This window comes from Streptomyces sp. NPDC001222 (assembly GCF_042896945.1).
Taxonomy (GTDB): domain Bacteria; phylum Actinomycetota; class Actinomycetes; order Streptomycetales; family Streptomycetaceae; genus Streptomyces; species Streptomyces gibsoniae.
The window spans coordinates 157,835-182,537 of record NZ_JBIAXT010000009.1; the positions used below are offsets into that span (position 1 = coordinate 157,835).

The 24,703-nt window shown below is 72.3% G+C and carries 26 protein-coding genes, 1 tRNA gene and 2 pseudogenes; 8 read left to right on the forward strand and 21 right to left on the reverse strand.

The genetic code is table 11. The features are described 5' to 3' along the window. Positions 1 to 38: 38 nt before the first annotated feature. Positions 39 to 1,307 carry a peptidoglycan-binding protein gene (locus tag ACFY2Z_RS15425; RefSeq protein WP_390744675.1) on the reverse strand — a complete coding sequence of 423 codons (1,269 nt, stop codon included), beginning with the start codon at positions 1,305 to 1,307 and terminating at the stop codon, positions 39 to 41. Positions 1,308 to 1,525: 218 nt separating this feature from the next. Here ACFY2Z_RS15425 and ACFY2Z_RS15430 point away from each other — a divergent pair. From ACFY2Z_RS15430 to ACFY2Z_RS15440, 3 genes and pseudogenes are all read left to right on the forward strand, one after another. Beyond that, positions 1,526 to 1,599, forward strand: a tRNA-Lys gene (locus ACFY2Z_RS15430). A 90-nt stretch (positions 1,600 to 1,689) separates the two neighbouring features. Then, positions 1,690 to 1,920 (forward strand): annotated as a pseudogene (locus tag ACFY2Z_RS15435) (FadR/GntR family transcriptional regulator); the annotation flags it as partial. A gap of 198 nt (positions 1,921 to 2,118) precedes the next feature. Continuing rightward, positions 2,119 to 2,649, forward strand: a complete 531-nt coding sequence (locus tag ACFY2Z_RS15440) for a MarR family winged helix-turn-helix transcriptional regulator (RefSeq protein WP_390744676.1) — start codon at positions 2,119 to 2,121, stop codon at positions 2,647 to 2,649. 19 nt (positions 2,650 to 2,668) lie between these two features. Here ACFY2Z_RS15440 and ACFY2Z_RS15445 read toward each other — a convergent pair. The 13 genes and pseudogenes from ACFY2Z_RS15445 to ACFY2Z_RS15505 all read right to left on the reverse strand — a co-directional run. After that, a pseudogene (locus tag ACFY2Z_RS15445) lies at positions 2,669 to 2,794 on the reverse strand (endoglucanase); the annotation flags it as partial. Between the two features lie 5 nt (positions 2,795 to 2,799). Continuing rightward, positions 2,800 to 3,423: a class F sortase gene (locus ACFY2Z_RS15450; protein WP_390744748.1), complete on the reverse strand. Its 624-nt coding sequence runs from the start codon at positions 3,421 to 3,423 to the stop codon at positions 2,800 to 2,802. Between the two features lie 45 nt (positions 3,424 to 3,468). Next, a complete protein-coding gene (locus ACFY2Z_RS15455) occupies positions 3,469 to 4,098 on the reverse strand; it encodes a hypothetical protein (protein WP_390744677.1) in 630 nt (209 codons plus the stop codon). A 132-nt stretch (positions 4,099 to 4,230) separates the two neighbouring features. Continuing rightward, complete coding sequence (locus ACFY2Z_RS15460) at positions 4,231 to 5,010, reverse strand: HAD-IIA family hydrolase (RefSeq protein WP_390744678.1); 780 nt, start codon at positions 5,008 to 5,010, stop codon at positions 4,231 to 4,233. Between the two features lie 49 nt (positions 5,011 to 5,059). Then, entirely contained in the window at positions 5,060 to 6,163 is a 1,104-nt protein-coding gene (locus ACFY2Z_RS15465; RefSeq protein ID WP_390744679.1) for a 2-aminoethylphosphonate ABC transporter substrate-binding protein, read from the reverse strand. Positions 6,164 to 6,218: 55 nt separating this feature from the next. Then, positions 6,219 to 7,016, reverse strand: a complete 798-nt coding sequence (locus ACFY2Z_RS15470) for an ABC transporter permease (protein ID WP_390744680.1) — start codon at positions 7,014 to 7,016, stop codon at positions 6,219 to 6,221. After that, the gene (locus ACFY2Z_RS15475; RefSeq protein ID WP_390744681.1) at positions 7,003 to 7,821 is read right to left on the reverse strand and encodes a 2-aminoethylphosphonate ABC transporter permease subunit; all 819 of its coding nucleotides are present in this window, start codon (positions 7,819 to 7,821) and stop codon (positions 7,003 to 7,005) included. The genes ACFY2Z_RS15470 and ACFY2Z_RS15475 overlap by 14 nt, the downstream gene beginning before the upstream one ends. Continuing rightward, positions 7,814 to 8,863 (reverse strand): ABC transporter ATP-binding protein, encoded by a 1,050-nt coding sequence (locus ACFY2Z_RS15480; protein ID WP_390744682.1) that lies wholly within the window; start codon positions 8,861 to 8,863, stop codon positions 7,814 to 7,816. The genes ACFY2Z_RS15475 and ACFY2Z_RS15480 overlap by 8 nt, the downstream gene beginning before the upstream one ends. Next, entirely contained in the window at positions 8,860 to 9,564 is a 705-nt protein-coding gene (locus tag ACFY2Z_RS15485; RefSeq protein WP_390744683.1) for a phosphonatase-like hydrolase, read from the reverse strand. The genes ACFY2Z_RS15480 and ACFY2Z_RS15485 overlap by 4 nt, the downstream gene beginning before the upstream one ends. 32 nt (positions 9,565 to 9,596) lie before the next feature. Beyond that, positions 9,597 to 10,718 carry a TIGR03364 family FAD-dependent oxidoreductase gene (locus tag ACFY2Z_RS15490; RefSeq protein WP_390744684.1) on the reverse strand — a complete coding sequence of 374 codons (1,122 nt, stop codon included), beginning with the start codon at positions 10,716 to 10,718 and terminating at the stop codon, positions 9,597 to 9,599. Positions 10,719 to 10,858: 140 nt separating this feature from the next. Next, positions 10,859 to 11,614: a GntR family transcriptional regulator gene (locus tag ACFY2Z_RS15495; RefSeq protein ID WP_390744685.1), complete on the reverse strand. Its 756-nt coding sequence runs from the start codon at positions 11,612 to 11,614 to the stop codon at positions 10,859 to 10,861. A gap of 56 nt (positions 11,615 to 11,670) precedes the next feature. Continuing rightward, complete coding sequence (locus ACFY2Z_RS15500) at positions 11,671 to 12,687, reverse strand: hypothetical protein (protein ID WP_390744686.1); 1,017 nt, start codon at positions 12,685 to 12,687, stop codon at positions 11,671 to 11,673. A 222-nt stretch (positions 12,688 to 12,909) separates the two neighbouring features. After that, a complete protein-coding gene (locus tag ACFY2Z_RS15505; RefSeq protein ID WP_390744687.1) occupies positions 12,910 to 14,085 on the reverse strand; it encodes an ROK family protein in 1,176 nt (391 codons plus the stop codon). Positions 14,086 to 14,133: 48 nt separating this feature from the next. Between ACFY2Z_RS15505 and ACFY2Z_RS15510 the strand changes: the two genes are divergently transcribed. Further along, complete coding sequence (locus ACFY2Z_RS15510) at positions 14,134 to 15,201, forward strand: Gfo/Idh/MocA family oxidoreductase (RefSeq protein ID WP_390744688.1); 1,068 nt, start codon at positions 14,134 to 14,136, stop codon at positions 15,199 to 15,201. After that, complete coding sequence (locus ACFY2Z_RS15515) at positions 15,198 to 15,671, forward strand: heme-degrading domain-containing protein (RefSeq protein WP_390744689.1); 474 nt, start codon at positions 15,198 to 15,200, stop codon at positions 15,669 to 15,671. Before ACFY2Z_RS15510 ends, ACFY2Z_RS15515 begins: the two co-directional genes overlap by 4 nt. An 83-nt stretch (positions 15,672 to 15,754) precedes the next feature. Here ACFY2Z_RS15515 and ACFY2Z_RS15520 read toward each other — a convergent pair whose 3' ends face one another. The 4 genes from ACFY2Z_RS15520 to ACFY2Z_RS15535 form a co-directional block, all read right to left on the reverse strand. Further along, on the reverse strand, positions 15,755 to 16,612 hold the full coding sequence (locus tag ACFY2Z_RS15520) for a fumarylacetoacetate hydrolase family protein (protein ID WP_390744690.1): 858 nt from the start codon (positions 16,610 to 16,612) through the stop codon (positions 15,755 to 15,757). Positions 16,613 to 16,811: 199 nt separating this feature from the next. Then, positions 16,812 to 17,519 (reverse strand): membrane protein insertase YidC, encoded by a 708-nt coding sequence (yidC, locus tag ACFY2Z_RS15525; RefSeq protein WP_390744749.1) that lies wholly within the window; start codon positions 17,517 to 17,519, stop codon positions 16,812 to 16,814. Positions 17,520 to 17,664: 145 nt separating this feature from the next. Then, a complete protein-coding gene (locus ACFY2Z_RS15530) occupies positions 17,665 to 17,982 on the reverse strand; it encodes a DUF6412 domain-containing protein (protein WP_390744691.1) in 318 nt (105 codons plus the stop codon). Between the two features lie 31 nt (positions 17,983 to 18,013). After that, entirely contained in the window at positions 18,014 to 18,547 is a 534-nt protein-coding gene (locus tag ACFY2Z_RS15535; RefSeq protein WP_390744692.1) for a winged helix-turn-helix transcriptional regulator, read from the reverse strand. 159 nt (positions 18,548 to 18,706) lie between these two features. Between ACFY2Z_RS15535 and ACFY2Z_RS15540 the strand changes: the two genes are divergently transcribed. Beyond that, positions 18,707 to 20,104, forward strand: a complete 1,398-nt coding sequence (locus ACFY2Z_RS15540; protein WP_390744693.1) for an MFS transporter — start codon at positions 18,707 to 18,709, stop codon at positions 20,102 to 20,104. A 513-nt stretch (positions 20,105 to 20,617) separates the two neighbouring features. On the opposite strand, the gene ACFY2Z_RS15545 is transcribed toward ACFY2Z_RS15540, so the two are convergent. Then, positions 20,618 to 21,295 (reverse strand): DUF4232 domain-containing protein, encoded by a 678-nt coding sequence (locus ACFY2Z_RS15545; RefSeq protein WP_390744694.1) that lies wholly within the window; start codon positions 21,293 to 21,295, stop codon positions 20,618 to 20,620. 385 nt (positions 21,296 to 21,680) lie between these two features. On the opposite strand from ACFY2Z_RS15545, the gene ACFY2Z_RS15550 reads away from it, so the two are divergent. Next, the gene (locus ACFY2Z_RS15550) at positions 21,681 to 21,950 is read left to right on the forward strand and encodes a hypothetical protein (protein ID WP_390744695.1); all 270 of its coding nucleotides are present in this window, start codon (positions 21,681 to 21,683) and stop codon (positions 21,948 to 21,950) included. A 218-nt stretch (positions 21,951 to 22,168) separates the two neighbouring features. Here ACFY2Z_RS15550 and ACFY2Z_RS15555 read toward each other — a convergent pair whose 3' ends face one another. Further along, complete coding sequence (locus ACFY2Z_RS15555) at positions 22,169 to 22,690, reverse strand: hypothetical protein (RefSeq protein ID WP_390744696.1); 522 nt, start codon at positions 22,688 to 22,690, stop codon at positions 22,169 to 22,171. Positions 22,691 to 22,742: 52 nt separating this feature from the next. Then, positions 22,743 to 23,282 carry a hypothetical protein gene (locus ACFY2Z_RS15560; RefSeq protein ID WP_390744697.1) on the reverse strand — a complete coding sequence of 180 codons (540 nt, stop codon included), beginning with the start codon at positions 23,280 to 23,282 and terminating at the stop codon, positions 22,743 to 22,745. A gap of 368 nt (positions 23,283 to 23,650) precedes the next feature. Here ACFY2Z_RS15560 and ACFY2Z_RS15565 point away from each other — a divergent pair, with 368 nt between their 5' ends. Further along, the gene (locus tag ACFY2Z_RS15565; RefSeq protein ID WP_390744698.1) at positions 23,651 to 24,667 is read left to right on the forward strand and encodes a hypothetical protein; all 1,017 of its coding nucleotides are present in this window, start codon (positions 23,651 to 23,653) and stop codon (positions 24,665 to 24,667) included. The last annotated feature ends 36 nt before the right edge of the window (positions 24,668 to 24,703 follow it).

A 24,703-nucleotide genomic window follows, 5' to 3' on the forward strand; every position in this document is an offset into this window, starting at 1 on the left:
CGGGCCGGGGAACAGGGACGACAGGGACAGGCCGGGGGTCAGGAGAAGAGCCGTCGCCAGGTCTCCGGACCCGGGTAGCCGTCGGCGGCGGCGCCGCGCCAGCCCTGGGCACGCTGGAACGCCTCGACATTGCGGCGGTCGGCCTCGGTCCAGCGCGGCCCCGGCCCGCCGGCGTAGTGCCTGCCGAACCCCTTCTCCACCAGCTTCCGGCCCAGCAGGGTGACATCGGGGCCGACGGCGCCCGGCCGGAAGGCGCCCCGGCCCGGATAGGCGGGCAGCCCCGACGCCTTCCCGGAGCCCGCCGGGCGGCCCCCGGGCGGGGTCGCCGGGACCGGCCCGGGTGCGGCCCCCACGGGGAACAGCGCCCGAGTCCTGCTCCCGCCTTCCGCACCCGGTGGCGGGATCACCCCCGGGTGCGGAAGGTGGGACCGGCCGCGTACGCCGAGCAGACCGCCGAGCTCGGCGACATAGGAGCCGTCGGCGTCCTGGCCGACGGAGGCGAGACCGGGGATGCCGACCGTCGGCAGCGGCGCGCCGCCCACCCCGGCCGGAGCGTTCTCGCCCTCCTTGGCGGCCTTGCTGTCCGCGACGCCCTTGTAGCGGTACGGCACATAGCGGCTGGAGTTGGACCAGTAGGCGTACGGGGTGGTCCTGCGACGGGCGCGCGGCGGGGTCTCCTCGTAGGCCGTGTAGTTCCGGTGGGTGTAGTTGGTCCAGCCGCCGAAGATGACGACGTGTGAGCCCTTCTCCGGGTTGTCGGCGTTGTGGAAGAGCAGGATGTCGCCGGGTTGGAGCTCGTCCTTGGTGATGCGGGTGCCGAACTGGTCCAGGCTGCCCGTCCACTCGTTGCTGCCGAGGTTCCAGGCCATGGACACGAAGCCGGAGCAGTCCTGGCGGTACCCGTCCGACCAGTAGTCGTCCATGCTGTACGGGACCTTGGCCGCGACCCATTTCTTGGCCCGGTTGATGATCTCGGCCCGGGTCGTCGTGGGCGTCACCACCCCGCTCGGCATCACACCGGTGCCGTGCAGCGGTGTGATGCGGCCCTGCGGGGTGGCCGGCGGCTCCTCACCTGCGGGAACGATGGGCCAGGGGTTGTCGTGGACGATCGCGGGGGCGGACATGGCCTGGCCCGGGACGGCGAGCACCGCGCCCGCGGCGGCGGCGAAGGCGAGGACCCCGCGGGCCGCCGGACGCAGGGCCTGGCCGCAGGGGCGGGTGCGGTGGCCGGGGCGGCGTCCGCGTGCGCATCCGGGGCAGTCGCAGTCGCTTGTGGGATCGAATTCCTCGAATGCCGGAGTCTTCATGCGATTCCCCTCACACTCCCTGTCCGCACCCTGGCGAATTTGTCCTATTTATGTAAATGCGTCAGCTTTCCAACTGTCCACTCGAACCGCCTGTTGACGCCCCGAAAGATGCACGGGTGGCCGTCACTTGGGGGTACGGACGGCCGGACCGGGCGCCCCGAGCGGACGCCCGGTCGGGAGCACCCGCCGAGATCGGGTAGAGTTCTCCGGGTCAGCAGGCGCCGCTAGCTCAGTTGGTTAGAGCAGCTGACTCTTAATCAGCGGGTCCGGGGTTCGAGTCCCTGGCGGCGCACGACCGAGAGGGCCTCTCGCCACGGCGAGGGGCCCTCTCGCATGCGCGCACACCGGGGAAACATACGGATTGGCCGGTTACCCTCTGGCCATGGCGCGCGATCTGCAGGAGCGGATAAAGAAGCTCATCATCGACCGCCGGTTGCCCCCGGGCGCCGCGCCGCCCACCGAGCCCGAGCTGATGGCGCTGCTCGACGCCGGCCGGAACTCCGTGCGCGAGGCCCTCAAGGCGCTCCAGGCGATGGGCATCGTCGACATCCGCCACGGCTTCGGCACCCATGTCGGCCCGATGCCGCCGGCCCCGATGGTCGAGGGCCTCGCCTAGGGCTGCCGGTGCACGGCAGTTGGGGCGGCGCCTAGGGCCTCGGCGTCGTCTGCGCCCAGTCCGTCACCGGCGCCCACGCCGCCGGCTGACCCATCGGCCTGGCTGCCGGCCCGAGACCGAGTCGTCCGGGCCGGCGACCAGCCCGATCCCGCAGCCCCGGGGAAACATCCGCGCCGCCCGCGCGTTGAGACAGCCATGGAGAACGAAGCGACGGGCCCGCAGCACGCGGCACCGCCGTCCCCGGCCGACGGTGACGACGACCGGAACGACGACCTCGGCATCGATCATGAACTGCTCCAGGGGTGGAAGCTGGTCGAGGAGGGCTTCCACGCCACCCATGAGTCCCTCGCGAGCGAGCTGGGCGAGCGCTTCGACCTCGCCAGGGGCTCCGCCAACGTACTGATGCGCCTCCTCATCGCCCCCGAGCAGCGCATGCCGATGACCCGTCTGGCGCAGGAGGCCGGCATGTCCAGCGGCGGGTTCACCAAGCTCGCCGACCGACTGTGCGGCGCCGACCTGGCCCGGCGTGTGTCGTGCGAGGAGGACCGGCGCGTGATCTACCTCGAACTGACCGCCGACGGACAGGACACCGCCCGGGCCATGTCTCTGACAGCGACCCAGATCCTCCGGGCCCGCGTGCTGACGCCCCTCGGAGACGACGGATTCCGCACCCTCACCGAGGCGATGCGCGCACTGCGCGACGCCAACCGGGGACCGGCGGAGTGACGGCGGCGAGCGGAGGACGTCACTCGCCGGCCCCGGCGCGCTTCAGGCGCGCACTCCGGCCACCGGCCCCCGCCTTCGGACCGCCCTTGCAGGTGCCGTCGGACTCCCCCGGCCGCTTCACCCACGGATAGACGTCCACCACGGGGACCCTCACCGCGTCACGCCCGTCAGATACGCCGACACCACCACGTTCGCCGTATAGGCGCCGCTCGTCCGGTCGAAGGTGCCGCCGCAGGTGATCAGCCGCAGTTCCGCCCGGCCCGGCTGCCGGGTCCCGTAGGCCTCCTGGGCGTCGAACCGGTCGCGGTCGAGCACCCGCACGCCCTCGACGGTGAACTCGGCGGTCCGGCCGTCACCGCGCACCACCCGTATCTCGGCGCCCGGCCGCAGGCTGCTCAGCTTGTAGAAGACGGCCGGCCCGGTGTCGGTGTCGACATGCCCCACGAGCAGCGCGGTCCCGGCTGCCCCGGGCGTCACACCGTTGCCGTACCACCCGACCACACCCGGCCGCCCGAAGGACGGCGGCTCGATCGCGCCCTGCGCGTCCAGGCCGCTCGTCACGACCGGAGCCCGTACCCCCAGGGAAGGGATGTCGACGCGCGACGGCGCCGACTTGCCCAACGGCTTGGCCTCGGGTGGGAGTCGGGTGTCCGGGGGCCGGCCTGCGGCGGCCATGTCACCGGTCGTCGGCGCGGCGATGCCCAGGGGCGCCTCGCTCATCCCGCGCCCCCACATCCACAGTCCCAGCAGCAGGACCACCCAGGCGACGCCCATCAGCAGACGGCCGGTACCGGAGGAATGTTCAGGTCTGGACACGGTTCACTCCCGGCCACGGCCCCGGCGGATGCTCCGCGCGATCACCACGACGGCGGCGACGCCCGCGAGGACGAGGCCGATGACCGCCTGGAGGACGCCCGGTCCGCCACTGCGGGCGTCGGAGGACGACAGAGGTGCGGTGGCGCCGCCGCCCGCGTGCACGGGGGCGATGGGCGACGAAGGTGCGGCAGGCGCAACGGACGCGCTGGAGGAGGCGGCGGGGGAAGCGGAGCCGCCCGGGGAGGCGGAGGAGGCTGCCGGGGACGTCGGGGCCCCTGGGGTGGCGGACGGCGCGGACGGCGTCGGTCCGCCGACGGTGAGCACGCCCTGGACCTCCCGGCCGTCGCAGCCGACCCTGACGGAGTACAGGCCCGGCCGCGCCGTGGCGCTGACCTGGGTGCCGCCGGTCAGCAGGCCGTTCCTGCCCACGAGCCGCGCGTCCCCGGCGAACGCGTCCGAAGCCGCGCTGCCGGTCGCACTCGCACAGCCCCGGACGGACAGCCGGACGCCGCTGCCGGGCGAGGCGGACGCGGGGGTCAGGAAGACACCCTGCGCGTCCGCCGCGGATGCCGTGGGCATGAGGGCGGCCGCGACGACGGCCCCCGCACCCAGAGTGATCCGTAGAGAACCCATCGTGAACCTCCCGATATCAGGAGACTCACATCCCGGGCACCCCGGCGCATCCGGACGGGACCCGCGGTTACTCCGTACGGGGGGTGGGTCCGGGGCCGTACGCCCCGGACCCACCCGCCGCGGAGGCCGGCGTCAGACGAGATCGACGAGGTCCGCGATGGAGTTCACGACGTGCGAGGGGCGGAACGGGTAGCGGTCGATGTGCTCCGGCGTGGTCAGTCCGGTGAGCACCAGGAACGTCTGCATACCGGCCTCCATGCCGGCCAGGACGTCGGTGTCCATCCGGTCCCCGATCATCGCGCTGGTCTCCGAGTGCGCCCCGATCGTGTTGAGCCCGGTCCGCATCATCAGCGGGTTCGGCTTGCCCGCGAAGTACGGCTTCTTGCCGGTCGCCTTGGTGATCAGCGCGGCGACCGCGCCCGTGGCGGGCAGCGGGCCCTCCGGGGACGGTCCGGTCTCGTCGGGGTTGGTGCAGATGAACCGGGCCCCGGCCTTGATCAGCCGGACCGCCTTGGTCATGGCCTCGAAGGAGTAGGTACGGGTCTCGCCGAGGACGACGTAGTCGGGCTCGTGGTCGGTCAGGATGTAGCCGATGTCGTGCAGGGCCGTGGTCAGGCCGGCCTCGCCGATGACGTACGCCGAGCCGCCGGGCCGCTGGTCGTCCAGGAACTGGGCGGTGGCGAGCGCCGAGGTCCAGATGTTCTCCACGGGCACGTCGAGGCCCATCCGGGTCAGCCGGGCGTGCAGATCGCGTGCGGTGTAGATGGAGTTGTTGGTGAGGACGAGGAAGGGCCGGCCGGACTCACGCAGCTTCTTCAGGAAGGCATCGGCACCGGGGATCGGAACGCCCTCGTGGATGAGCACACCGTCCATGTCGGTGAGCCATGACTCGATGGGCCTGCGCTCTGCCATGTGCGATCTCCTGCCGTACGTGGTGCTGCGTGAGTCCCCAGCCTAGCGATCAGCTGTTCGTGGCGGATTTCCAGTCTTCGACGTACGTCTGAAGGTTCTTGTCGATGTCGTTCCAGTCCGGCTCGAAGACCTGGACGCCGTCCATGAGCGCGGTCAGCGCGGTGGCGTTGGCGTCCGTGGCCCCGATGTCCTTGCGGGCCGCGAATCCGCCGCCGATCTCGCTGACCTCCTTCTGCGCGGTCCGGCTGAGCAGGTAGTCCAGCAGCTTCTTGCCGTTCTCGGAGTGCGGGGCCTTGGTGACCAGGCCGGCGGCGTACGGCAGCGCGAAGGTGGTCGGCCTGCCGCCCTGCCGGGCCGGGAACCATATGCCCAGGTTCGGCATGGTCCTGGACTGGGCGAAGTTCATCTGGACGTCGCCGTTGGCGACGAGCAGTTCGCCCTTGTCCACCTTGGGGGCGAGCTTGCCGGTGGAGGCGGACGGGCCGACGTTGTTGGCCTGGAGCTTCTTCAGATACGCGAGCGCCGCGTCCTTGCCGCCGAAGTCGTTCATCGCCTTGACCAGCACGGCGGTTCCGTCGCCGGCGACACCGGGGGTGGAGTACTGGAGCTTGTTCTTGTACTGCGCGTCCAGCAGGTCCTCCCACGTGGTGGGCGCCTTCTTCACTTCCTTCTTGTTGTAGACGAACCCGAAGTAGTTGTTGACGACGGAGGTCCAGGTGCCGTCGGTGGCCTTGTCGGCGGTGGTGACCTCGTCGGAGCCCTGGGGCGCGTACTTCGCGAGCAGGCCCTTGCTGTCCGCCTGCTGGATGAACGGGGGCAGGGTGACCAGCACATCGGCCTGCGGGTTGCTCCGCTCGCGCAGGGCGCGCTGGACCATCTCGCCGGAGCCGCCCTCGACGTACTGGACCTTGATGCCGGTCTGCTTCTCGAAGTCCTTGAAGACGCGGTCGTACCAGCCGTCACCGTTCTCGCCCTTGAGGCCGTCGGCGCTGTAGACGGTGACGGTCTTGGCGCCGGAGTCGGCGGAGCCGGAGCCGCCACCGCAGGCGGTGAGCGAGCCGGCCAGGACGAGGCCGCCGAGCACGGCGGCGAGCGGCTTGACGGGGATGCCGGACGGGACGGGGATTCTGGGCAGGGCGAAGGGTGCAGGCATGACGGGGTGAACTCCTTGCGGGGAACGGATGGTGGAGGAGGGGCGGGTCGGGTGGTCAGCGGTGCGCGGCCCGGGTGCGGATCCGGGCGACGGCGAACAGGGCGAGCAGGGTGGCCGTCATGAGGACGACCGCGAGGGCGGAGCCGGTGAACAGCGAGCCCCGGTCGGTGGCCGCGTAGATCCTCACGGGCAGCGGGGTCCAGTCGGGCGGGTAGAGCATCATCGTGGCGCTCAGCTCGCCCATGGACAGGGCGAAGCAGAGGCCCGCGGCGGCCGTCAGGGACGGCAGCAGCAGCGGCAGCCGGACCCGCCACAGCACGTATCCGGGCCGGGCGCCGAGCGAGGCCGCGGCCTGCTCGTACGCGGGGTCGAGCCGGAGCAGCGCCGCGGAGACCGACTGGTAGGCGAAGGCCGTGACCAGGACGGTGTGGGCGAGGATCACGATCCACCGGGTGCCGTTGAGCAGCACGGGCGGCTGCGAGAAGGCGACGAGGACCGCGAGCCCGACCACCACGGAGGGCACGGCGACCGGCAGCACGAACAACGCGTCGAGCACGCGCCGCACCGGCTTCGGCAGGGCGTGGGCGCCGAGCGCGCCCCAGGTACCGACGGCCAGGGCCAGCAGGCTCGCCGTGACCGCGGTGACCAGGCTGGTGGTGAGCGCCTGGAGGGAATCCCCGCGGGTGGCGGCGGTGTAGTGCGCGGTCGTGAAGCCGGACGGGAACACCCCGGACCAGTGGCCGGCGAACGAGGCGGCGAGGATCACGAGCAGCGGCAGGGCGAACAGGGGCAGGAAGAGGACGAGGAAGAGGCCCCACAGGACCCACCTCCCCGTGCGGCTAGGCACCAGCACGACGGCTCACCACCCGGTAGAGGGCGTACAGGCCCACGGACACGAGGACGTTGACGACGGCGACGACACAGGCACCCGGGTAGTCGGACTCCAGGATCGCCTTGCTGTAGACGAGGGTCGGCAGGGTGGTGACGCCCTTGGCGCCGGTGAACAGCACGATGCCGAACTCGTTGAGGGCCAGGACGAGGACGAGTCCGCCGCCGGCCGCGAGCGCGGGCAGCGCCTCGGGCAGGATCACCTGCCGCACGATCCGCCCGGGCCGGGCGCCGAGGGACGCGGCGACCTCCGTCTGCGCGGGGTCGAGCCCCGAGAACGCGGCGAGCAGGGGACGCATCACGAAGGGGGTGAAGTAGGTGACCTCGGCGAGGAGGACGCCCCAGGGCGTGGTGAGGAAGTCGAAGGGGCCCGAGGCCGCGCCGGTCACATCGGCCCACATCCCGTTGGCCACCCCGACGTTGCCGTAGAGGAAGAGCAGGGCCAGCGTGATGAGGAAGGAGGGGAAGGACAGGAAGACGTCGACGAACCGGGCGACCGCCTTCGCACCCGGGAAGGGCACGAAGGCGATGACGAGTGCGAGGAAGAACCCGAGGACGAGACAGCAGGCGGTGGCGGCGAGCGCCAGCCACACCGTGGTCCACAGGGCCTCGCGGAACGCGCCGGAGGCGAAGACGTCGATGTACGGCTTGAGGGAGGTGCCGCCCGTGTCCGGCTGGAAGGACTGCCGGACGACGAGGGCGAGGGGGTAGAGGAAGGCGGCGGCCAGCAGGGCCACCGGGGGCAGGGCCCAGGCCAGACGTCTAGTCACCGGACACCCCTGCGGCCAGCAGCACCGCGTCCCCGGGTGCGAAGTGCACCTCCACCTTCTCCCCCGGCGCCGGCGGGCGCCGCAGCTCCCGCACGTCGGCCATGACCCGGTGGCCCGCCACGTCCACGTACAGCCGGTGGGTGGCCCCCCGCCACTGGATCTCGCCGAGGACTCCGGTGAGCCGGTTCGGGCCGGGCCCGAGTCCGACGAGGTGCGGGCGCACGCACAGGGTCGCCGCCGCCCCCGGTGCGGCGCCCTGTGTGTCCACCTCCAGTTCGGCCCCGCCGAAGGCGACGCCCCGCGCCCCCACGGTCACCGGCAGCAGGTTCGCGCTGCCCACGAAGGACGCCGTGAACTCGGTGCGCGGCGATCGGTACAGCTCCTGCGGCGTGCCGACGTCCTGGAGCCGTGCCCGGTCCATGACCGCGATCCGGTCCGCCAGCGTCAGCGCCTCGACCTGGTCGTGCGTGACGTACAGCATCGTCATGTCGGGCAACTCGCGGTGCAGCCGGGCGAGTTCGGCCAGCATGCCGGAGCGCAGCCGGGCGTCGAGCGCGGACAGCGGCTCGTCGAGGAGGAGTACGCCGGGGCGTACGGCGAGGGCCCGCGCGATCGCGACGCGCTGCTGCTGCCCGCCGGACAGCTCGCGCGGATACCGCCGCGCGTACTCCCCCATGCCGGTCAGCTCCAGCGCCTCGGCCACCCGGGCGGGGATCTCCCGCCGGGGCACCTTGCGCGCCTTGAGGCCGAACGCCACGTTGTCCTCGACCCGCATGTGCGGGAAGAGTGCGTAGCTCTGGACGACCATGCCGATACCGCGCCGGTACGGGGGCTGCGCGGTGACGTCCTGGCCGCCGAGGAACACCCGCCCCGAGGACGGCCGGACGAATCCGGCGACGGCTCGCAGTGCGGTCGTCTTCCCGGAGCCGGAGGGGCCGAGCAGCGCCATGACCTCGCCGGGTTCGACGGTGAGGTCGAGCCCGTCGAGCACGGTGGTCCCGTCGTAGGCGACCGAGATCCCCTCGAAGCGGATGCCGGTCATCGCTGGCCGTCTCCCTCGAGCAGGGCGGGGAGTTCGGTCACCGAGCCGAGCACGTGCGTGGCCCCTGCCTGATGCAGCGCCGGGCCGTCGTGGGCGCCGGTGAGCACTCCGGCCACCAGCCCGGCCCCGGCGCGCACCCCGCTGAGCATGTCGTACGAGGTGTCACCGACCACCGCCATCCGGCGTACGTCGTCGGCGGCGCCGGTGCGCAGGAAGGCCGTCAGCGCCATGTCCGGGTAGGGGCGGCCCCGGCCCTGCGCGTCGGCCGGGCACAGGGTGAGCGGGACCAGGTCCCGCCAGCCGAGGGCGTCGAGGATCGCGTCCTGGGTGACCCGGGCGAAACCGGTGGTGAGGACCACGGTCCGGCCGCCGGCCTGGAGTTCCTCGATGGCCGCGCGGGCTCCGGGGATCTCGCTGACGTGTCCGTCGTCGATCAGTTCGCCGTACGCCTTCTCGAAGGCGGCGTTGCCGCGCTGGGCCAGGTCTTCCGCGCCGAACAGGTGCCGGAAGACGGAGATCTTGGACTCGCCCATCGTGGCGCGGACATAGGCGAGCTTCTCGGCGTGGTCGGCGGAGCCGGGCTCCACGCCGAGCTCGGCGGCGGCCGCGGCGAAGGCCCGCTCGACGAGTCCGCCGTCGGCGACGGTGGTCCCGGCCATGTCGAGGACGACCAGACGTATGCCGGTCCTGAGGTCGGTCATGCGGTCTGTCCCGAAGTCGGTCATGAGGTGGTTCACCAGCCCAGTTCGTTCGCGGTGGTCTCGGCTATCGCGGGGGAGCAGGTCATGCCGCGCCCGCCGGGCCCGGTGACCAGCCACACCCCCTCGCGCACCTGCTGCCGGTGCACGACCCGCCCGGGGTCGGCGCACTGCGCGTACACCCCCGCCCAGCGGCGGCGGATCCTCGGCAGCGGCCGGCCGAGGAAGCCCTCGACGACCTCCGTCAGATGGTCGTAGGGGTCCTCGACCGTGTCGAAGGCGAACGGGTGCTCGTACTCGTGGGTGTCGCCGATGGTCAGCCCGCCGTCCGCGCGCTGCACCATCAGCAGCTGCATCCGGTGGGCGGCGGCGGTGGGCGCCTGGGGCTGCCCGTCACCGAGACGGTCGAGGGCCTCACCCCCGTAGGCGGGGTAGTAGCGGAAGCTGTCGGCGTCGGCGACCGAGGCGGGGAGCGCCTCGCCGAGCGGGTCGGTCTGCATCATCTGCAGCCGTACGCGGCGCACGGGCAGGTCGGGCGCCAGCTCCTTCACCAGTCCGCCGAGCCAGGCGCCGGTGCAGAGCACCACGGCGTCCGCGTGGTGCACGTCGCCGTGGTCGTCACGGACCGTGCCGGGTCCGGTGACCTCGCGGACCTCGCGGCCCGGCAGGAAGGTGTAGTTCGGGGACTTCGAGAGCGCCTCACGCAGGGCGACCTGGGCGGTGCGGGGCTCGACGGCGGCGTCGCGCTCGCAGTACAGGGCCCCCTCGAAGCTGCCGCGCAGAGCGGGGTTCACGGTGCGTGCCTCGGCCGCGGTGAGCAGCTTGTAGCCGCGTGCCGCCGCGTCCGGACGGGCCAGGGCGGCCTCGGCGACCGCCCGTTCGAGGTCGGTGCGCAGGAGGGTCAGCGAGCCGTTCGCGCGAAAGCCGAGCGCGGGCACACGGCCCCCGATCTCCTCCCACAGCTCCCTGGCCCGCAGGGCCGTCTCCAGTTCCTCGCCGCCCGCGCGGCCGCTCACCCAGATGAGCCCGAAGTTGCGCAACGAGGCCCCACGGGCCTCGGCCTCGCGCTCGATCTGTACGACCTCATGGCCGCGCTGCACTGCTTGCCAGGCGTGCATGGTGCCCACCACGCCGGCTCCTACGACTGTCACTCTCACAACGGCCACGCTCCTCGGGATCGGAAAACCGGAAGGGTCCGGTCGGCAACCGAATGGTGAACCGCCTATCAAGTTTGGGCTAGACCCGTTATCTTCCCGTTATGAAAAGGGCGGGCCGGAGCCCGCCCAGATCACTCGCCTCAGCCGCCCAGATGGGCCGAGAAGGAGAACCGGTCCCCCCGGTACAGCGTCCGCACCCGCTCCAGCGGCCGCCCCTCCGTGTCCCGCGAGACACGGTGGATCAGCAGCATGGGCAGCGCCGGCGGCGTACCGATCAGCAGGGCCTCGCGCGGGGCGGCGAGCACGGTCTCGATGCGCTCGTCCGCGTCGCCGAAGGTGATGCCCTGCTCGCCGAGGAAGCCGTAGAAGGAGGAGTCGGGGTCGAAGTCCGTGTCGAGCCGGGGAACCCGCGCCACCGTCACATAGGTGCTCTCCAGCCCCATCCGCTCGTGGTCGGCGAGGAGCACCCGCTCCATGTGCCAGACCGGTTCACCGCGGGTGAAACCGGTCTCGGCGGCGAGGGCGTCGTTGCAGGGGAAGCGGTCGAGGGTGATGAGGCTTCGGCCCGGGGTGCGGCCCTGCCGGCGGACTCCCTCGGTGTAGCTGGCCAGAGACAACGGCTGCTCCAGTTTGGGCCCGGCGACCACCGTGCCCCGCCCCTGCCGCCGCAGCCTGCCCTCCAGGAGCAGATCACGCAGTGCCTGTCGTACGGTCTCGCGCGCCACGTCGTAGCGCTCGGAGAGGTCGCGTTCGGTGGGCAGCAGCCCGCCCTCGCCCAACTCCGCCACGAGCGCGGCGATCTGCGCCTTCACCGCGTAGTACTTGGGGATGCGGCCGTGCTCGGGAATGCCGGAGCGGACGGGGGCGCCGGGGTCCTGGTCGTTCGGGTAGTCCACGGGGTGATCGTCGCAGACCGGCCCCACGGCCCCGGGGGCGGGCGGCGGCGGTGGTGTCAGTGACGCCTGCGGGCCACCACCAGGGACCCGCCCGCGACCAGCAGGCCGACCGCGGCCATCGCCAGTCCGCCCACGAACTTGACGAGGTCCCGCTGCGGTGCCGGCGCGGCGGCGGTGGGGGTCATCGTGACGGCGGAGGGAGCCAGTCCGGGGGCGGAGGGCTTGGCCTCCGGCGCCCTCCCGCCGAACTGGGGCGACTGGCCCTTGTCCGACTCCTCGGCCGCGTTGTCCGGCCGATGCGACGCCTTGCCGCTCGGGTGGGCCGCCTTGCCGGTGGCACCGGCCGCCTTGCCCGTGGGGTCGGTCTCCGTGCCGGAGGACCGGGTCGCCTTGCCCGTCGGGGCGCTCGATTTGTCCGCCGGGTCGGTCTCCTTCCCGGTCGCGTCGGTCGCCTTCCCGGTCGGGTCGGGCGTCTCGCCCGTGAGTTCGGCGGCGGCGCTCGCCCCGCCCTCGATCTGGAACCAGTAGTCGTCCGACGAGCCGACCCAGCCCTCGTCGCCGCCCTTCCGCACGACCGCGGCCTTCGCCACGACATCGCTCGGCCGGGCCTTGTCGCCGAGCGCGAACCGCACCTTCACGGGGAGCGTCCGGCGGGGCGCCACCGTGAAACCGCGGAACCCGTCGTCGAATGAGCCCACCAACTCCTGCCGGTCGGTACGGGTGAAGGTCACCGGGTGCCAGCGGCCGTCCCCGTAGAACATCAGATGGGGCTCGGCGTCCTTCAGCCGGTGCCGGGCGTCGACCAGGACGACCACCGGATGGACGTTCTTGCAGGACTCCGCTGTCGTGTTCGTCAGGTCGATGAACCAGGTCTGGTCGGCACCCCCGGGCTTGTAACTGCCGGGGCCGCCGTGGATGCGGGTGATGATCGGAAAGGCGTGGCCGGCCGTGCCGGAGCAGCTGAGCTGCTCCTCGGCGACGAACGCGGCGGCGGGCGCCTGCCGCAGGAGGAGGACGGCGGCCAGCGCGCAGGGCAGGAACAGAGACAGTCGAGAAGACGGAGACAGTCGCATGAACATATGAGCTTCCATGGAGGGCGCCCTGAGGGGCGCGCCACGCCTGGAGAGCGGCACTCAGCAAGGGCAAGTCCCCCCGATCGGCGCAGTGGGGCCCACCTTTTCGGCGGGGGTCGGGAGACGCCCTTCCCGACCGGTGCCGGGCCCCTTGCTCCGCCCCCGCGGGCCGGCCCTCCCCGGCGCCGGGGTCAGCCCCCTCCGCCCCCACCGCCCGTCCCGTCAGTCCTCCGCCCGGCCGAACAGCGGCGCGAGCAGCAGTTGGGCCGCGCCCTCCGCCACCCCGCGCGCCCCACCGGGAGCGACGCGCACCGGCACGCCCCTGGTCGAGCCCTCGCGCCGAGCCCGTGCGTCGAGGACGGCGCCCACTCCGTCCACGAAGGGCTCGGGGTGCGCGGCGACGGTACGGCCGCCGAGCAGCACCAGGTCGATGTCGAGCAGTCCGGCCAGGTTCGCCGCGCCTGCGCCGAGGACCCGCGCCGCCTCGGCCATGTCGCCACGCGCCGCGGCGGCCAGGCACAGTGCCTCGATGCAGCCCCGGTCGCCGCAGGGGCAGGGCGGCCCGTCCAGCTGGACGACCTGGTGCCCGAACTCGCCCGCCCCGGTCCGCGCACCCCGGTGCACGACCCCGCCGATGACCAGACCGGCACCGAGCCCGGTCCCGAGGTGCAGATAGGCGAACGACGCGGAAGCCGCCTCGGCCGCCCCGCCCAGCGCGAGCCCGAGCGCCGCGGCGTTGGTGTCCTTGTCGACGACGACGGGCATCCCGAGCCGCCGTACCAGCGCGTCCCGCAGCGGGAACCCGTCCCACTCGGGGAACCCGGTGACCCGGTGCAGCACACCGTGCCGATGGTCGAGGGGGCCGGGGAGCGCGACACCGACGCCCAGCACGGGCAGGGGGACGGTGTCGGGGACCCGCACCGCCCCGGTCAGCAGGGCCTCCACCTCCCGGGCGGCGCCCTCCACCACGGCCTCCCGGCCGGCACCCAGGTCCAGCGGAGACCGCCGTTCCGCGATCACCGCGCCCGTCAAGTCACACAGCACGGCGCGCAGTTCGTCCCGGTCCAGATGCAGCCCCACCGCATGTCCGGCGTCCGGCACCAGCCGTAGCACCGTCCGCGGTTTGCCGCCGGTGGAGGCACGGCGGCCCGCCTCCACCGCGAGGCCGTCCGCGCGCAGCCGGGCGGTGATCTTGCTGACGGCCTGCGGGGTCAGCCCGGTCCGCTCCGCCAGCTCCAGCCGGCTGATCCCGGCCTCCCCCGCCGTCCGCAGCAGATCCAGTACGAGCGCCGCGTTGTGGCTCCGCAGCCCCAGTAGGTTCACTCCGCCCGCCACGGTTCCCCCGACCCCATGCCTGCCTCCACCCGGTCCCGCATACGTCCTGTCCACAGCACCCATTCTCCCTGGCGCTTGCACTTTGGCAACAGTGTTGCGAAAGTAGGAGCCATGACTGACACCCCCCTCCGCGTGGGCCTCGTCGGCTTCGGCCTCGCGGGCTCCGTCTTCCACGCCCCGCTGATCGCCGCGACCGAGGGCCTGGCCCTCGACACCGTGGTCACCTCGAACCCCGAGCGGCAGAAGGAGGCCCGCACCGCGTACCCGGAGGTGCGCATCGCCGACTCCGCCGACGAGCTGTGGTCCCGGGCCGGGGAGCTGGACCTGATCGTCATCGCGTCCCCGAACAAGACGCACATCCCGATCGCGACGGCCGCCCTGCAGGCGGGCCTGCCGGTCGTGGTGGACAAGCCGATCGCGGGGACGGCGGCCGAGGCGCGCGCACTGGCCGCGCTCGCCGAGGAGCGCGGCCTGCTGCTCTCCGTCTTCCAGAACCGCCGCTGGGACAACGACTTCCTGACCCTCCGCAAGCTGCTGGCCGACGGCGAACTCGGCGACGTGTGGCGCTTCGAGTCCCGCTTCGAGCGCTGGCGCCCGCAGCCCAAGGGCGGCTGGCGCGAGTCCGGCGACCCCGCAGAGATCGGAGGTCTGCTGTACGACCTGGGCAGCCATGTCGTGGACCAGGCACTCGTCCTCTTCGGCCCCGCCGCCTCCGTGTACGCCGAGACGGACATCCGCCGCCCGGGCGCGCAGACGGACGACGACACGTTCATCGCGCTGACGCACACCAGCGGCGTCCGCTCCCACCTGTACGTCTCCGCGACCACGGCCCAGCTCGGGCCCCGCTTCCGCGTCCTCGGCTCCACGGCAGGCTATGTGAAGCACGGCCTGGACCCGCAGGAGGCGGCCCTGCGCGAGGGCCTGCGCCCCGGTGCGGACTGGGGCCGGGAGCCCGAGTCCCTGTGGGGCCGCATCGGCGCCGGAGAGTCCCCGCTCACCGGCGGCGGCAGCCCCGTACCGACCCTGCCCGGCGACTATCCGGCGTACTACGCGGCCGTCGCCGAGGCGCTGCGCGCGGGCGGCCCCAACCCGGTCACCGCGCACGAGGCGGCCGCGGCCCTCGACGTCCTGGAGGCGGCCCGGCGCTCGGCCCGCGAGGGTGCGGCGGTGGCACTGTGACGACGACTGCTCCCGGGATCCCCGAACTCGAGGCACAGGAGCGCCGCCTGACGCTCCCTCACTTCACCTACGACGACGCGTGGGCGCTCGGCACCCTGCTGGTGGAGCTGGCGCGAGCCCACAACGCGCCCGTCGCGATCGACATCCGCCGCAGCGGCCAGCAGCTCTTCCACGCGGCACTGCCGGGCTCCACACCGGACAACGACGCCTGGATCGACCGCAAGCGCCGTGTGGTCGAGCGCTACGGCTGCTCCTCCCTGCTGGTCGGCACCCGTTTCCGCGCCAAGGGCACGACGTTCGAGGACTCCTCCCGCCTCGACCCGGACGTGTACGCGGCACACGGCGGCGCGTTCCCGATCGCGGTGGAGGGCGCGGGCGTCATCGGCACGGTGGTGGTGTCGGGCCTGCCGCAGCTGGAGGACCACGCGCTGGTGGTCGAGGCCCTGGAGAGGTTCAAGAAGTCCCTGTAGGACGCGGGGCGGGGACGTACCGGCCGCCGCGTGGTCGTCGACGTCCACGCGGCGGCCCGCAGCCACCGGCTCCCACGAGGCGCCTACGCGTCCTTCAACTCCTGTCGCTGCCGCCCCAGCCCGTCGATCTCCAGCTCCACCACGTCCCCGGCCCGCAGATACGGCTTGGGCTCGGGCCGGCCCAGGGCCACGCCCGCCGGCGTCCCGGTGTTGATGACGTCACCCGGATACAGGGTCATGAACTGGCTGACGTACCGCACCACTTCGGCCACGGGGAAGATCTGCTCCGCGGTGGACCCGTCCTGCTTCAGCTCCCCGTTGACCCAGAGCCTCAGCCCGAGGTTCTGGGGATCGGGGACCTCGTCCGCGGTCACCAGCCACGGTCCCAGCGGGTTGAACGTCTCGCAGTTCTTGCCCTTGTCCCACGTCCCGCCGCGCTCGATCTGAAACTCGCGCTCGGAGACGTCGTGCGCCACCGCGTACCCGGCGACATGCGCGAGCGCCTCCTCCCGCGACTCCACATAGCGGGCCGTACGACCGATCACGACCGCGAGTTCGACCTCCCAGTCGGTCTTGGTGGACCCGCGCGGCACGAGCACGGTGTCATGGGGCCCGACCACCGTGTCCGCCGCCTTGAAGAAGATCACCGGCTCGGGGGGCGGTTCGGCGCCCGTCTCGCGGGCGTGGTCGTGGTAGTTCAGGCCGATGCAGACGACCTTGCCGATCCGGGCCAGCGGCGGCCCGATACGCAGTCCGTCCGCGTCCAGCTCCGGCAGTTCGCCCGTCTCGCCGGCGGCACGGACCCGGCCGAGCGCCGCCTCGTCGGCGAGCAACGGTCCGTCGATGTCGGGGACGAGACCCGACAGATCCCGCAGGGTCCCCCCGGCGTCGAGCAGCGCGGGCCGCTCCGCCCCCGCCGTACCGACACGCAACAGCTTCATGATCAGCCTCTCCCTCAGTCGCGGCAGCCCGGCCGATGGGTGCGGCCGGGGCGCCGCCGGAGTGGGGCCGGGGCGCAGCCATCGGAGGACTGGTCGATCCTCCAAGGTCGGCGTCCAGTCCGCAATACCCCGTTCAAGGACCGGACCGACACCCGTTCGAGGACCGGCCCGGCCCGCCCCACCCGGCCGCCGCCCGCGCTCAGCGGTACAGCACCACCCGCTCGACCGCGCTCCACGTCGTACTGGTCACCACGTACAGCGCGGCGGCCAGCGGCACCACCGCCACCGTGACCAGGGTGAAGAAGGACAGGAACGGCATGGCCTTGGTGACCGTGCCGAGCCCCGGCACCTGCTCGCCCGCACCGGCCGGTACCGCGCTCAGGGCCATCGTCCGCTTCGCACGCCGGACGTTGAAGGCGGCGACGACCGCGACGAACGCGAACAGACCGAGGTAGACGAGTCCGGCCGGCCCGAGGAGTCCGCCGTGGCCGAGCGCGTCCGTCCAGCGGTCGCCGAGCGGCGCGGTGAACAGCGTGTGGGTGAGCAGTCCGCCCGCCTCGCCGCCGCTCGTGGTGGAGAACAGGTGGTAGAGCAGGAAGAAGGCGGGCAGTTGGAGGAGGCCCGGCAGCAGGCCCGAGAACGGGCTCACGCGTTCCCGCTCATGCAGTTCCAGCACCGCCCGCTGAAGCCTCTCGGGGTTCTTCGCATGCTTCCTGCGCAGCTCGGCGAGCTGCGGTTGCAACTTGGCGCGGGCCTGCTGACCGCGCGCCGCGGCCCGGGACAAAGGGTGGACGAGAAGTCGTACGAACGCGGTGAACAGGATGATCGCGGCGGCGGCCGCGGAGGCGTGGAAGAGCGGCTGGAGCAGATCTGCGAGCCGTTCGACCAGGCCGGCGAACACGGACATGAACGTGGACATGGGTGAGCCCTCCGGGGGTCTCGTCGTGCCGGGAGAAAGAAAGGTGTCGGCATGACGACCCGCGCGGGGTCACACGTCTGCGGATGAGCGCACGAAGCGCATGAGAGCAGGAAGGAACGAAGAAGTGTGAGCCCTACGCGGCGGTCGCCGGAAGGGCCCACCCCGGTGCCCGGGGACGGCTGCGGCCCGGGGCGTCGGGGTCCCGTTGCGGCAGGAAGGCGGTGCGATGCTCTCGGTCGCGCAGGGCCGTACGCACCCGCGTCGGCGCCACGGCGGGCACGCTACGGGCGGCGATCAGCGCGCAGACGGCGAGCGCGGAACCGGCCGCTGCGGTCGCGGCGAAGGCGAAGGCGACCGTGGCGGGCAGGCTCCCGGTGTCGAGAACCGCGACCTCGAGGAGCAGAACGAGCAGCACGGTGGCGGGGCACAGGTTCACCCGGCTACGGATCACCGACGACCCTCCCCCTCCACACGGCCTCGCTCTACACGGACTCCATCACGATCGGCTCCAGCAACCTCTTCGGCTTGAGCATCGCCCGGCTGATCGGATCGGCCGGGTTCGGATCGGCTCCGGGTCCCGGCAACATTTCGACGTCCGGGACGGGTACGACGGTTCCGCAGTCGGGACATTCGCCGTACGGACCCAGTTCCCGTTCCGTCCCGCACGTCGCGTGCCGGAAGAGAAGCAGCCGGACCTCGGTGTAGTGGTCGCGCCCCCACAGGCCGAGCGCGCGGAGAGTGGGCCACAGGGCGAGACCGCGCTCGGTGAGGACGTACTCGTCCCTCGGCGGCGATTCCTGGTAGCGGCGCTTCTCGAGGACCCCTTCGGTGGTGAGGGTCTGGAGCCGCGCCGCGAGGACGGCCCGCGGGATGCCGAGGTGGACGAGGAAGTCGTTGTAGCGGCGAACGCCGTAGAACGCGTCGCGCACGACGAGCAGCGTCCAGCGCTCGCCCACGATCTCCAGCGCCCGGGCGATCGAGCACGCCTGTGTCGCGTAGTCCTTGCCGAGAGCCATGACCCCACTGTAGTCACCCACCATCCATTGGTTCAATGACCGAACCGACTTTGCCGAGACTTGATTCAATGACCGAACCTGCGCTGCTACGGTCGGGCCCGAGAAGTTCAATGAACGAACTGACCGCATCCGACCGGCCCTCACCTGGAAGCGCAGGCCATGCCCCAGCTGGAAAGCACCGCAGCCACCGCCACCGCCGCCACCTCGGCCCCTGCGGCCCAGGAGACCCCGCGGGCCACCCTCACCCTCGCCCTGACCAGCGCGGCCACCGCCCTGGCGCTGATGATCTACACCGCGCCGTCGGTCACCCTCCCGGACACCGTCGCCGCCCTGCACACCCCGATCTCCGCCCAGGCCTGGCTGCTCAACGGCACCCCGCTGGGCCTGGCCGCACTGCTCCTGGTGGCCGGCAGCCTTGCCGACGACTACGGCCGCCGCCGGATCTTCGTGGCCGGCACCGTCGCTCTCGGCGTCACCACCGTGCTCGGCGCCCTCACCACCTCGACCTGGCTGTTCACCCTGGCCCGCATCGCCCAGGGCGCGGCCAGCGCCGCCATCCTCGCCAGCAGCCTCGGCCTGCTCGTACAGGCCTATCCGAGCGCGCGTGGCCGGCTGCACGCGACCGGTGTGTGGGGCGCGTTCGTCAGCGGCGGCATCGCGGTCGGCCCCCTGGTCGCCGGGGCGATGCCCACCTGGCGGACCGCCTACGCCGTCCTCGGCGCCGCGATGCTCGTGGTCGCGGCCCTGTCGTCACGCGGCCTGTCGGAGTCCCGCGCACCCCGGGACGGCCGCCCGGACCTCGTGGGGGCCGGCGTCTTCAGCCTCGCCCTCGTCTCCCTGGTCGCCGCACTGACCCTCGGCCGGGACGGCTGGCTGAGGGCACCGGTGCTCCTGCTGTTCGCGGCGGCCGTGGTCCTGGTCCTGGCCTTCGCCCTGATCGAGCACCGCACCCGCACCCCGATGATCGACCTCGACCTGCTGCGCCGCCCGCGCTTCCTCGGCTCCGCGGCGGCCGGACTCTTCACCGGCATCGCGGTGATCGGCCTGTTCAGCTTCCTGCCGGCCCTGATCCAGCGGACGCTCGGCTTCTCGCCGATGCAGACGGCCTGGCTGTTCCTGATCTGGTCCGGACTGTCCTTCCTGGTCGCCCTTCAGGCGAAGCGCCTGGCCGGCCGCGTCTCGTCCCGCCACCAACTGGCCATCGGCTTCGCCCTGCACGCCGTCGCCATCGTGACCATGCTCGGCGCGATCGGCGCCCACTCGTGGCTGCGCATGCTGCCCGGCCTGGTGATCGGCGGCGTGGGCAGCGGCCTGCTCAACGCCGCGCTTCCGCTGGTCGCCGTGGAATCGGTGCCCACCGCGCGGGCGGCGATGGGCTCGGGCGCCCAGCAGACGTTCCGCTACATCGGCTCCTGCGCGGGCGTGGCCCTCACCATCGCCCTGGTCACCTCCGGCGGCACCCCGGCACACGGCGCGAACATCGCCCTGATCGTCTCGGCGGTCCTGGCCCTGGTGGGCGCGGCCGGCGTCCTGGCCCTGCGGGAGCGGACCGCCTGAGCGGACCGCCTGAGCGGACCGCCTGAGAAGGGCCCGAAAGGGACCGCAAAGGAGCGAGGGGAGCGCGTTCGATCGCCGAACGCGCTCCCCTCGCCGTAGACATCTCTCTTCGGGCTCATCGTGTCCACAACGGGGACGACGCCGCCTGGTGATTGCCGGTCATCTCAAAGAAAACCGGACGCGTCATGAATACGCGCGCCACCTCATGGAAAATGCACGCCATCCGGTTATTCGAATCCGCTCGACGAAGGTCGGTCTCGAAGTGCGGAAATCCGGGCGGGCAGTACAGTGAACGGGTCATGTCGAAGATCGCGTCGAATGTCCCGGTTCACGGCAGGGACTGCGTGACACGAACCCGTTGACTCAATTCGGTGTTCCGAAGGATTGTCATCGTGGTCAAACCCTACGGCCCCTACGACTTCATGCCGCCGACCAGGACCTTCCCGGTCACCTCGAAGTCCGTGGCCGACGGCGAGCCACTGGCCCACGACCAGGTGGCGCCTCGGGCCGGGGTCAGCGCACCGAGTGGACCGGGCCGACCTTGAGGGCGTTGATGCTCGTGCCGCTGCACTCCTGCGTCTTCCACGGCACGTCGATCAGGTCCTTCGAGCCGGGCGCGAAGACGCCGACGAAGGAGACGTCCTTGAGGCGGCATTCGTCGGCGGAGAAGCCGCTCTGCCCGTTGGGCGCCGTGACATCCGAGGCGGCGTGGCCGTTCGGAAGCAGGGTCACCGTCGTGACAGAGGTGCTGTTGTCACGGGCGGCGGCGTTGCCGATCTGGGCTCCGTCGCGACCGCGGAAGGACACTCCCGGGAAGCCGGAGAGCGTGCACGGGCTGCTGCCGGTGTTCTGGAAGAGCAGCTGGAAGTGCGTGGTGCCGGCGCCGCTGTCGACGTTCTCCGCCGAGGCCTTCAGGTGCGCGGCGGTGCACGCCTGCGGGCCGCCGTCCGTGCCGCCGCTCCTGCCGGATCCCTGGCCGCCGGAGCGGCCGGCCGTCGTGGAGGAGGACGTGTCGCCGGCGGCGGTGGGTCCGGCCGTCGAAGAGGTGTCGGAGCCGGCCGCTGCCGAAGAAGAAGCCGAAGAGCCGCTGGAGGAGGCGCCGTCGGTCCCCGGGCCGCACGCTGTCAGTGCCATCCCGGCCAGGGTCAGGGCGAGAACGGGCATGGCGCGGCGGGCAGTCGTGGCCTTCATGGGAATCCGTTTCGTGCGTCGTGACGAGGTATTTCCCCGTCGTGAGCATCACTCTTCTTGATCACCCGGGGGCCTGACCAGCCCGGACAGGTTCCTGTGACCACTCCGCCGGAAAACAGTTACAGTTCAACGACCTGGTGGCTCCGATATTCCAGACTTTGGCACCGGTATTCAATTTCCGCGCACGGGATCCTGCCCATGGGAACTCAGTGCGGTGTCCTCTATTCTCTCGTCCTCTTCCACTGGGGAACCGCGGCGGTCGGCCTGACCTGGTCGACCTTTCCCGGCGGGCCGGCTCGGGTGTGCTTCTCCTTCCGGCGCCGGACTGCTGGTCCACCGGTCGCGGGACAGACTGCGCGCCCCGGGCGTCCCGCCGCTGCTGCTCATGGGCGCGCTGCCGGCCCTGGCCTTGTTCCGCCCCGGCCTGGTCGCCCCGTTCCTGTGCGTCCTGCTGGTGTTCCCGCTCGTCGTCCTGCTCGGCGCCAAGAGCGAGCCCTCGACCGGCGTCGGGCGCTGCTGCGACGCGCTGGGCAAGGCGTCCTACTGCGTGTACGTGCTGCACCGGCCGCTGGGGGCCCTGGTGTACGCGGCGGCCCTGCAGTTCACCGGACAGGGCTGGAAGTCCTCGCCCCCTGGGGCGGTCTGGTCTTCCTGACCGGACTCGTGGCAGCGGGCCTGGTGCTGACGGACCGGGTGGAGACCCCGGCTCGGAGGTGGCTGGCGCACCGTCTGGCCCGCGATCACCGCCGGCCGCTGCCGGCTCCCCGCCATGGCGACGCGCCCCTCGCACCGGCCGGCCCGGACCACGACGCCACCACGGCTCCACCACGAACCGTAGCCGCCGCCCCCCACCGGCTCAGACCTCCCCGGCGTTCACTCGCCCCCGCCGTCGGTCCCGATCGCGACCTCCGGCGTGGGTGCACTCCGGCTCCGGCCGACCGTCAGGGACCAACGCACGGCCGAGGACGCCTCGACGGACACCGTGCCGCCACGGTCCGCTCCCGTCAGCGCCATCTCGTTGCAGACGGAGCTGACCCGGCCGGCCTGGCACTCCAAAGGGAACGAGGCGCCTATGGATCGCACCGCGACACGGACACTCCCCCGCCCCTCGCACGCCACGGCGACGACGAGCGCGTCCCCCTTCCGGCCCTTGCCGAACTCGATGCTCGCGCTGCCGCCGCCCGGCGCCCGGCGGCCCACGACGGTGTCCCCACCGCCCAACTGCGGCACCGCGAGCACGGACCGTCCGATGCCTGCCGTCCCCGTCGCCTCATCGCTCTCGGACGGACGCGTGGACACCCCCGTCGACGTGGCGCCCTTCCCGTTCTCGCTCGGCGCCGGCCCCCCTCCCGCGTCCGAGTGGCCGTGCGTGCAGGCGACGAGCGAGAGCGACATCGCCGCACACGCAAGGCCGAGCCCCAGTGGAGAACGACGCGGCACACCAGCCCTACGAGGCACGTCCGACCTCCCTGACGACCCAGGCGACGACCCCGGTCGAGCCCTTGACGCCCTCGACGTCGATACGGAGGCGCCCGTGCGACGTGATTCGCCGCCGCACCACCGACCGGTCGCACGGCACACCTGCCGCCGTAACGGTGCCGGCCCGCGTGAACACCACCCGCGCCCGGCCCCGCCCGATGCAGACCAGGTCGAGCCGGTAGGCCCTGCCCCGGCCGAGCAAGGGCTCGGTGTGGATGCCGTCGGCGACACGCTCCGTCCCGGCCTCGACCATCCCCCCGCCACCGAACCCGCCGAGCACGGCCTCAGCCTGCTCACCGAGCCTCTTCTCCTCGAACCGCTTCTCGCTGAGCCTCTGTTCGGCGGACCGGGCAGCCGCCCGGGACGCACCCGGCGAAGCCGCGCCGGACGCTGCGGCCCCATGGCCCTCGGATGCCGTGCACGAGACGAGCCCAAGCAGCGCCGCCGTCACGGCGCCCGCGGCGAGCCGGGCCCGCGGGCGCGCAGCGGCCTTACTCGTAGAGATCATGACCGGTTCCCCCTGCGTTCTGAGTCCCGGGCACGGTACTGCCGGGCGACGAGCCCGCCGGAGGTTCTGAGCAAGACATGAGGTTCCCGACCGGGCGACGAAAACGTCCTGTCCCGCACTCACCCCGACGTTCGAGGTCCCGAACAACAATCGCGGCGGGGGCGGTGCAGACGCTGCAGGTGGACGGGGTGGTGGCGTGAACCCGGCTGCCGAGGCCGTCCCAGCCGCCCGTCCCGCCGGCCCCTTCACCCGCACACGGGCCGCCCTCTCACACGGGGGTCTCCCCCGACACCGTACGGGAAACCCTTAACGACCCCTGGCCTGGGAATCTCTCTCGTTTGTCGGTCGTCGGCAGTACGGTGTCCCCCATGCGCCCCGACACGCCTGCCGAGAACGTCGACCACAACGCCGAAGCAGCACGCCTGGAGCGGGCTGCCGGCCTGTACCCCGAGGACGCGGAACACCTGCTGCTGCAGGCCGCGGCCCACCGGGAACTGGCCGGTGACCGCCCCGGCGCCACCGCGCTGTACGACCGCCTGCTGTCGTCCTCCGACCCCCTGGAGAACCCCCACCTGGTCCGCGCCCTGAAGGCGTCGAACCTGTGGGAGTACGACCACGAGGCGGAGGCCCGGGCGATCATCGACGGAATCCGCGCGTCCACCACCCGTCACCCGGCGCCCTGGCTGATCGTCGCGGAGTCGCTCGAGTCGCACGACGAGCTGGAGTCGGCGGAGGCGACGTTCACCCAGGGGCTGCGGCTCCTGCTCGGGGACACCGCGGAGCCCCCGCAGTCCACGCACCCGCTCCTCTACGGCCGCCACCGGGTCCGCCGCATGCTGGGCGCGCCCCATGACGACTGGGACACGCTGGCCGACACCCTCCACTCCTCCCCGGTGTCCCTGGACGAGCTCCACGACCCGAAGCGCATCTGGTCCCTGGGCTCGGACAACCCGGCGGAGCTCCAGGCCGAGATCGGCCGCCTGCGGGCGGAGCTGGGCGCATACCGGGAGGCCCTGTCCCGCCCGTTCCCGGTCGCGGTCCTGCACTGGCCGGCCCCCGAACTCCAGGAACTGGTGTCGGCGTACCCGTCGCTCGCCACCGAGTACACCTCCCACCCGGACCACCAGGCGACGATAGAGCGCTCCCTGAGGGAACTGTCCGCCTCGGGTACCCCGAACCTGGGCATCGTGACCGGCACGGTCCCGTCCTACGAGGCCTTCGCAGCCTCGGAGGGCACCACCCCGGCGGACACGACCCTGCTCCCCCAGTACGCAACGACACTGGCGGCCCGGGGGCGGGCTGTTGCTTGGCCGCCGGAGCAGGGGGGCTCGTGCTGGTGCGGGTCGGAGCGGATTTATGAGGGGTGCCACGGCGTTGAGGCGTAAGCCTCGACGCCACCGCGAGGGCGGCGCCCCATCGAC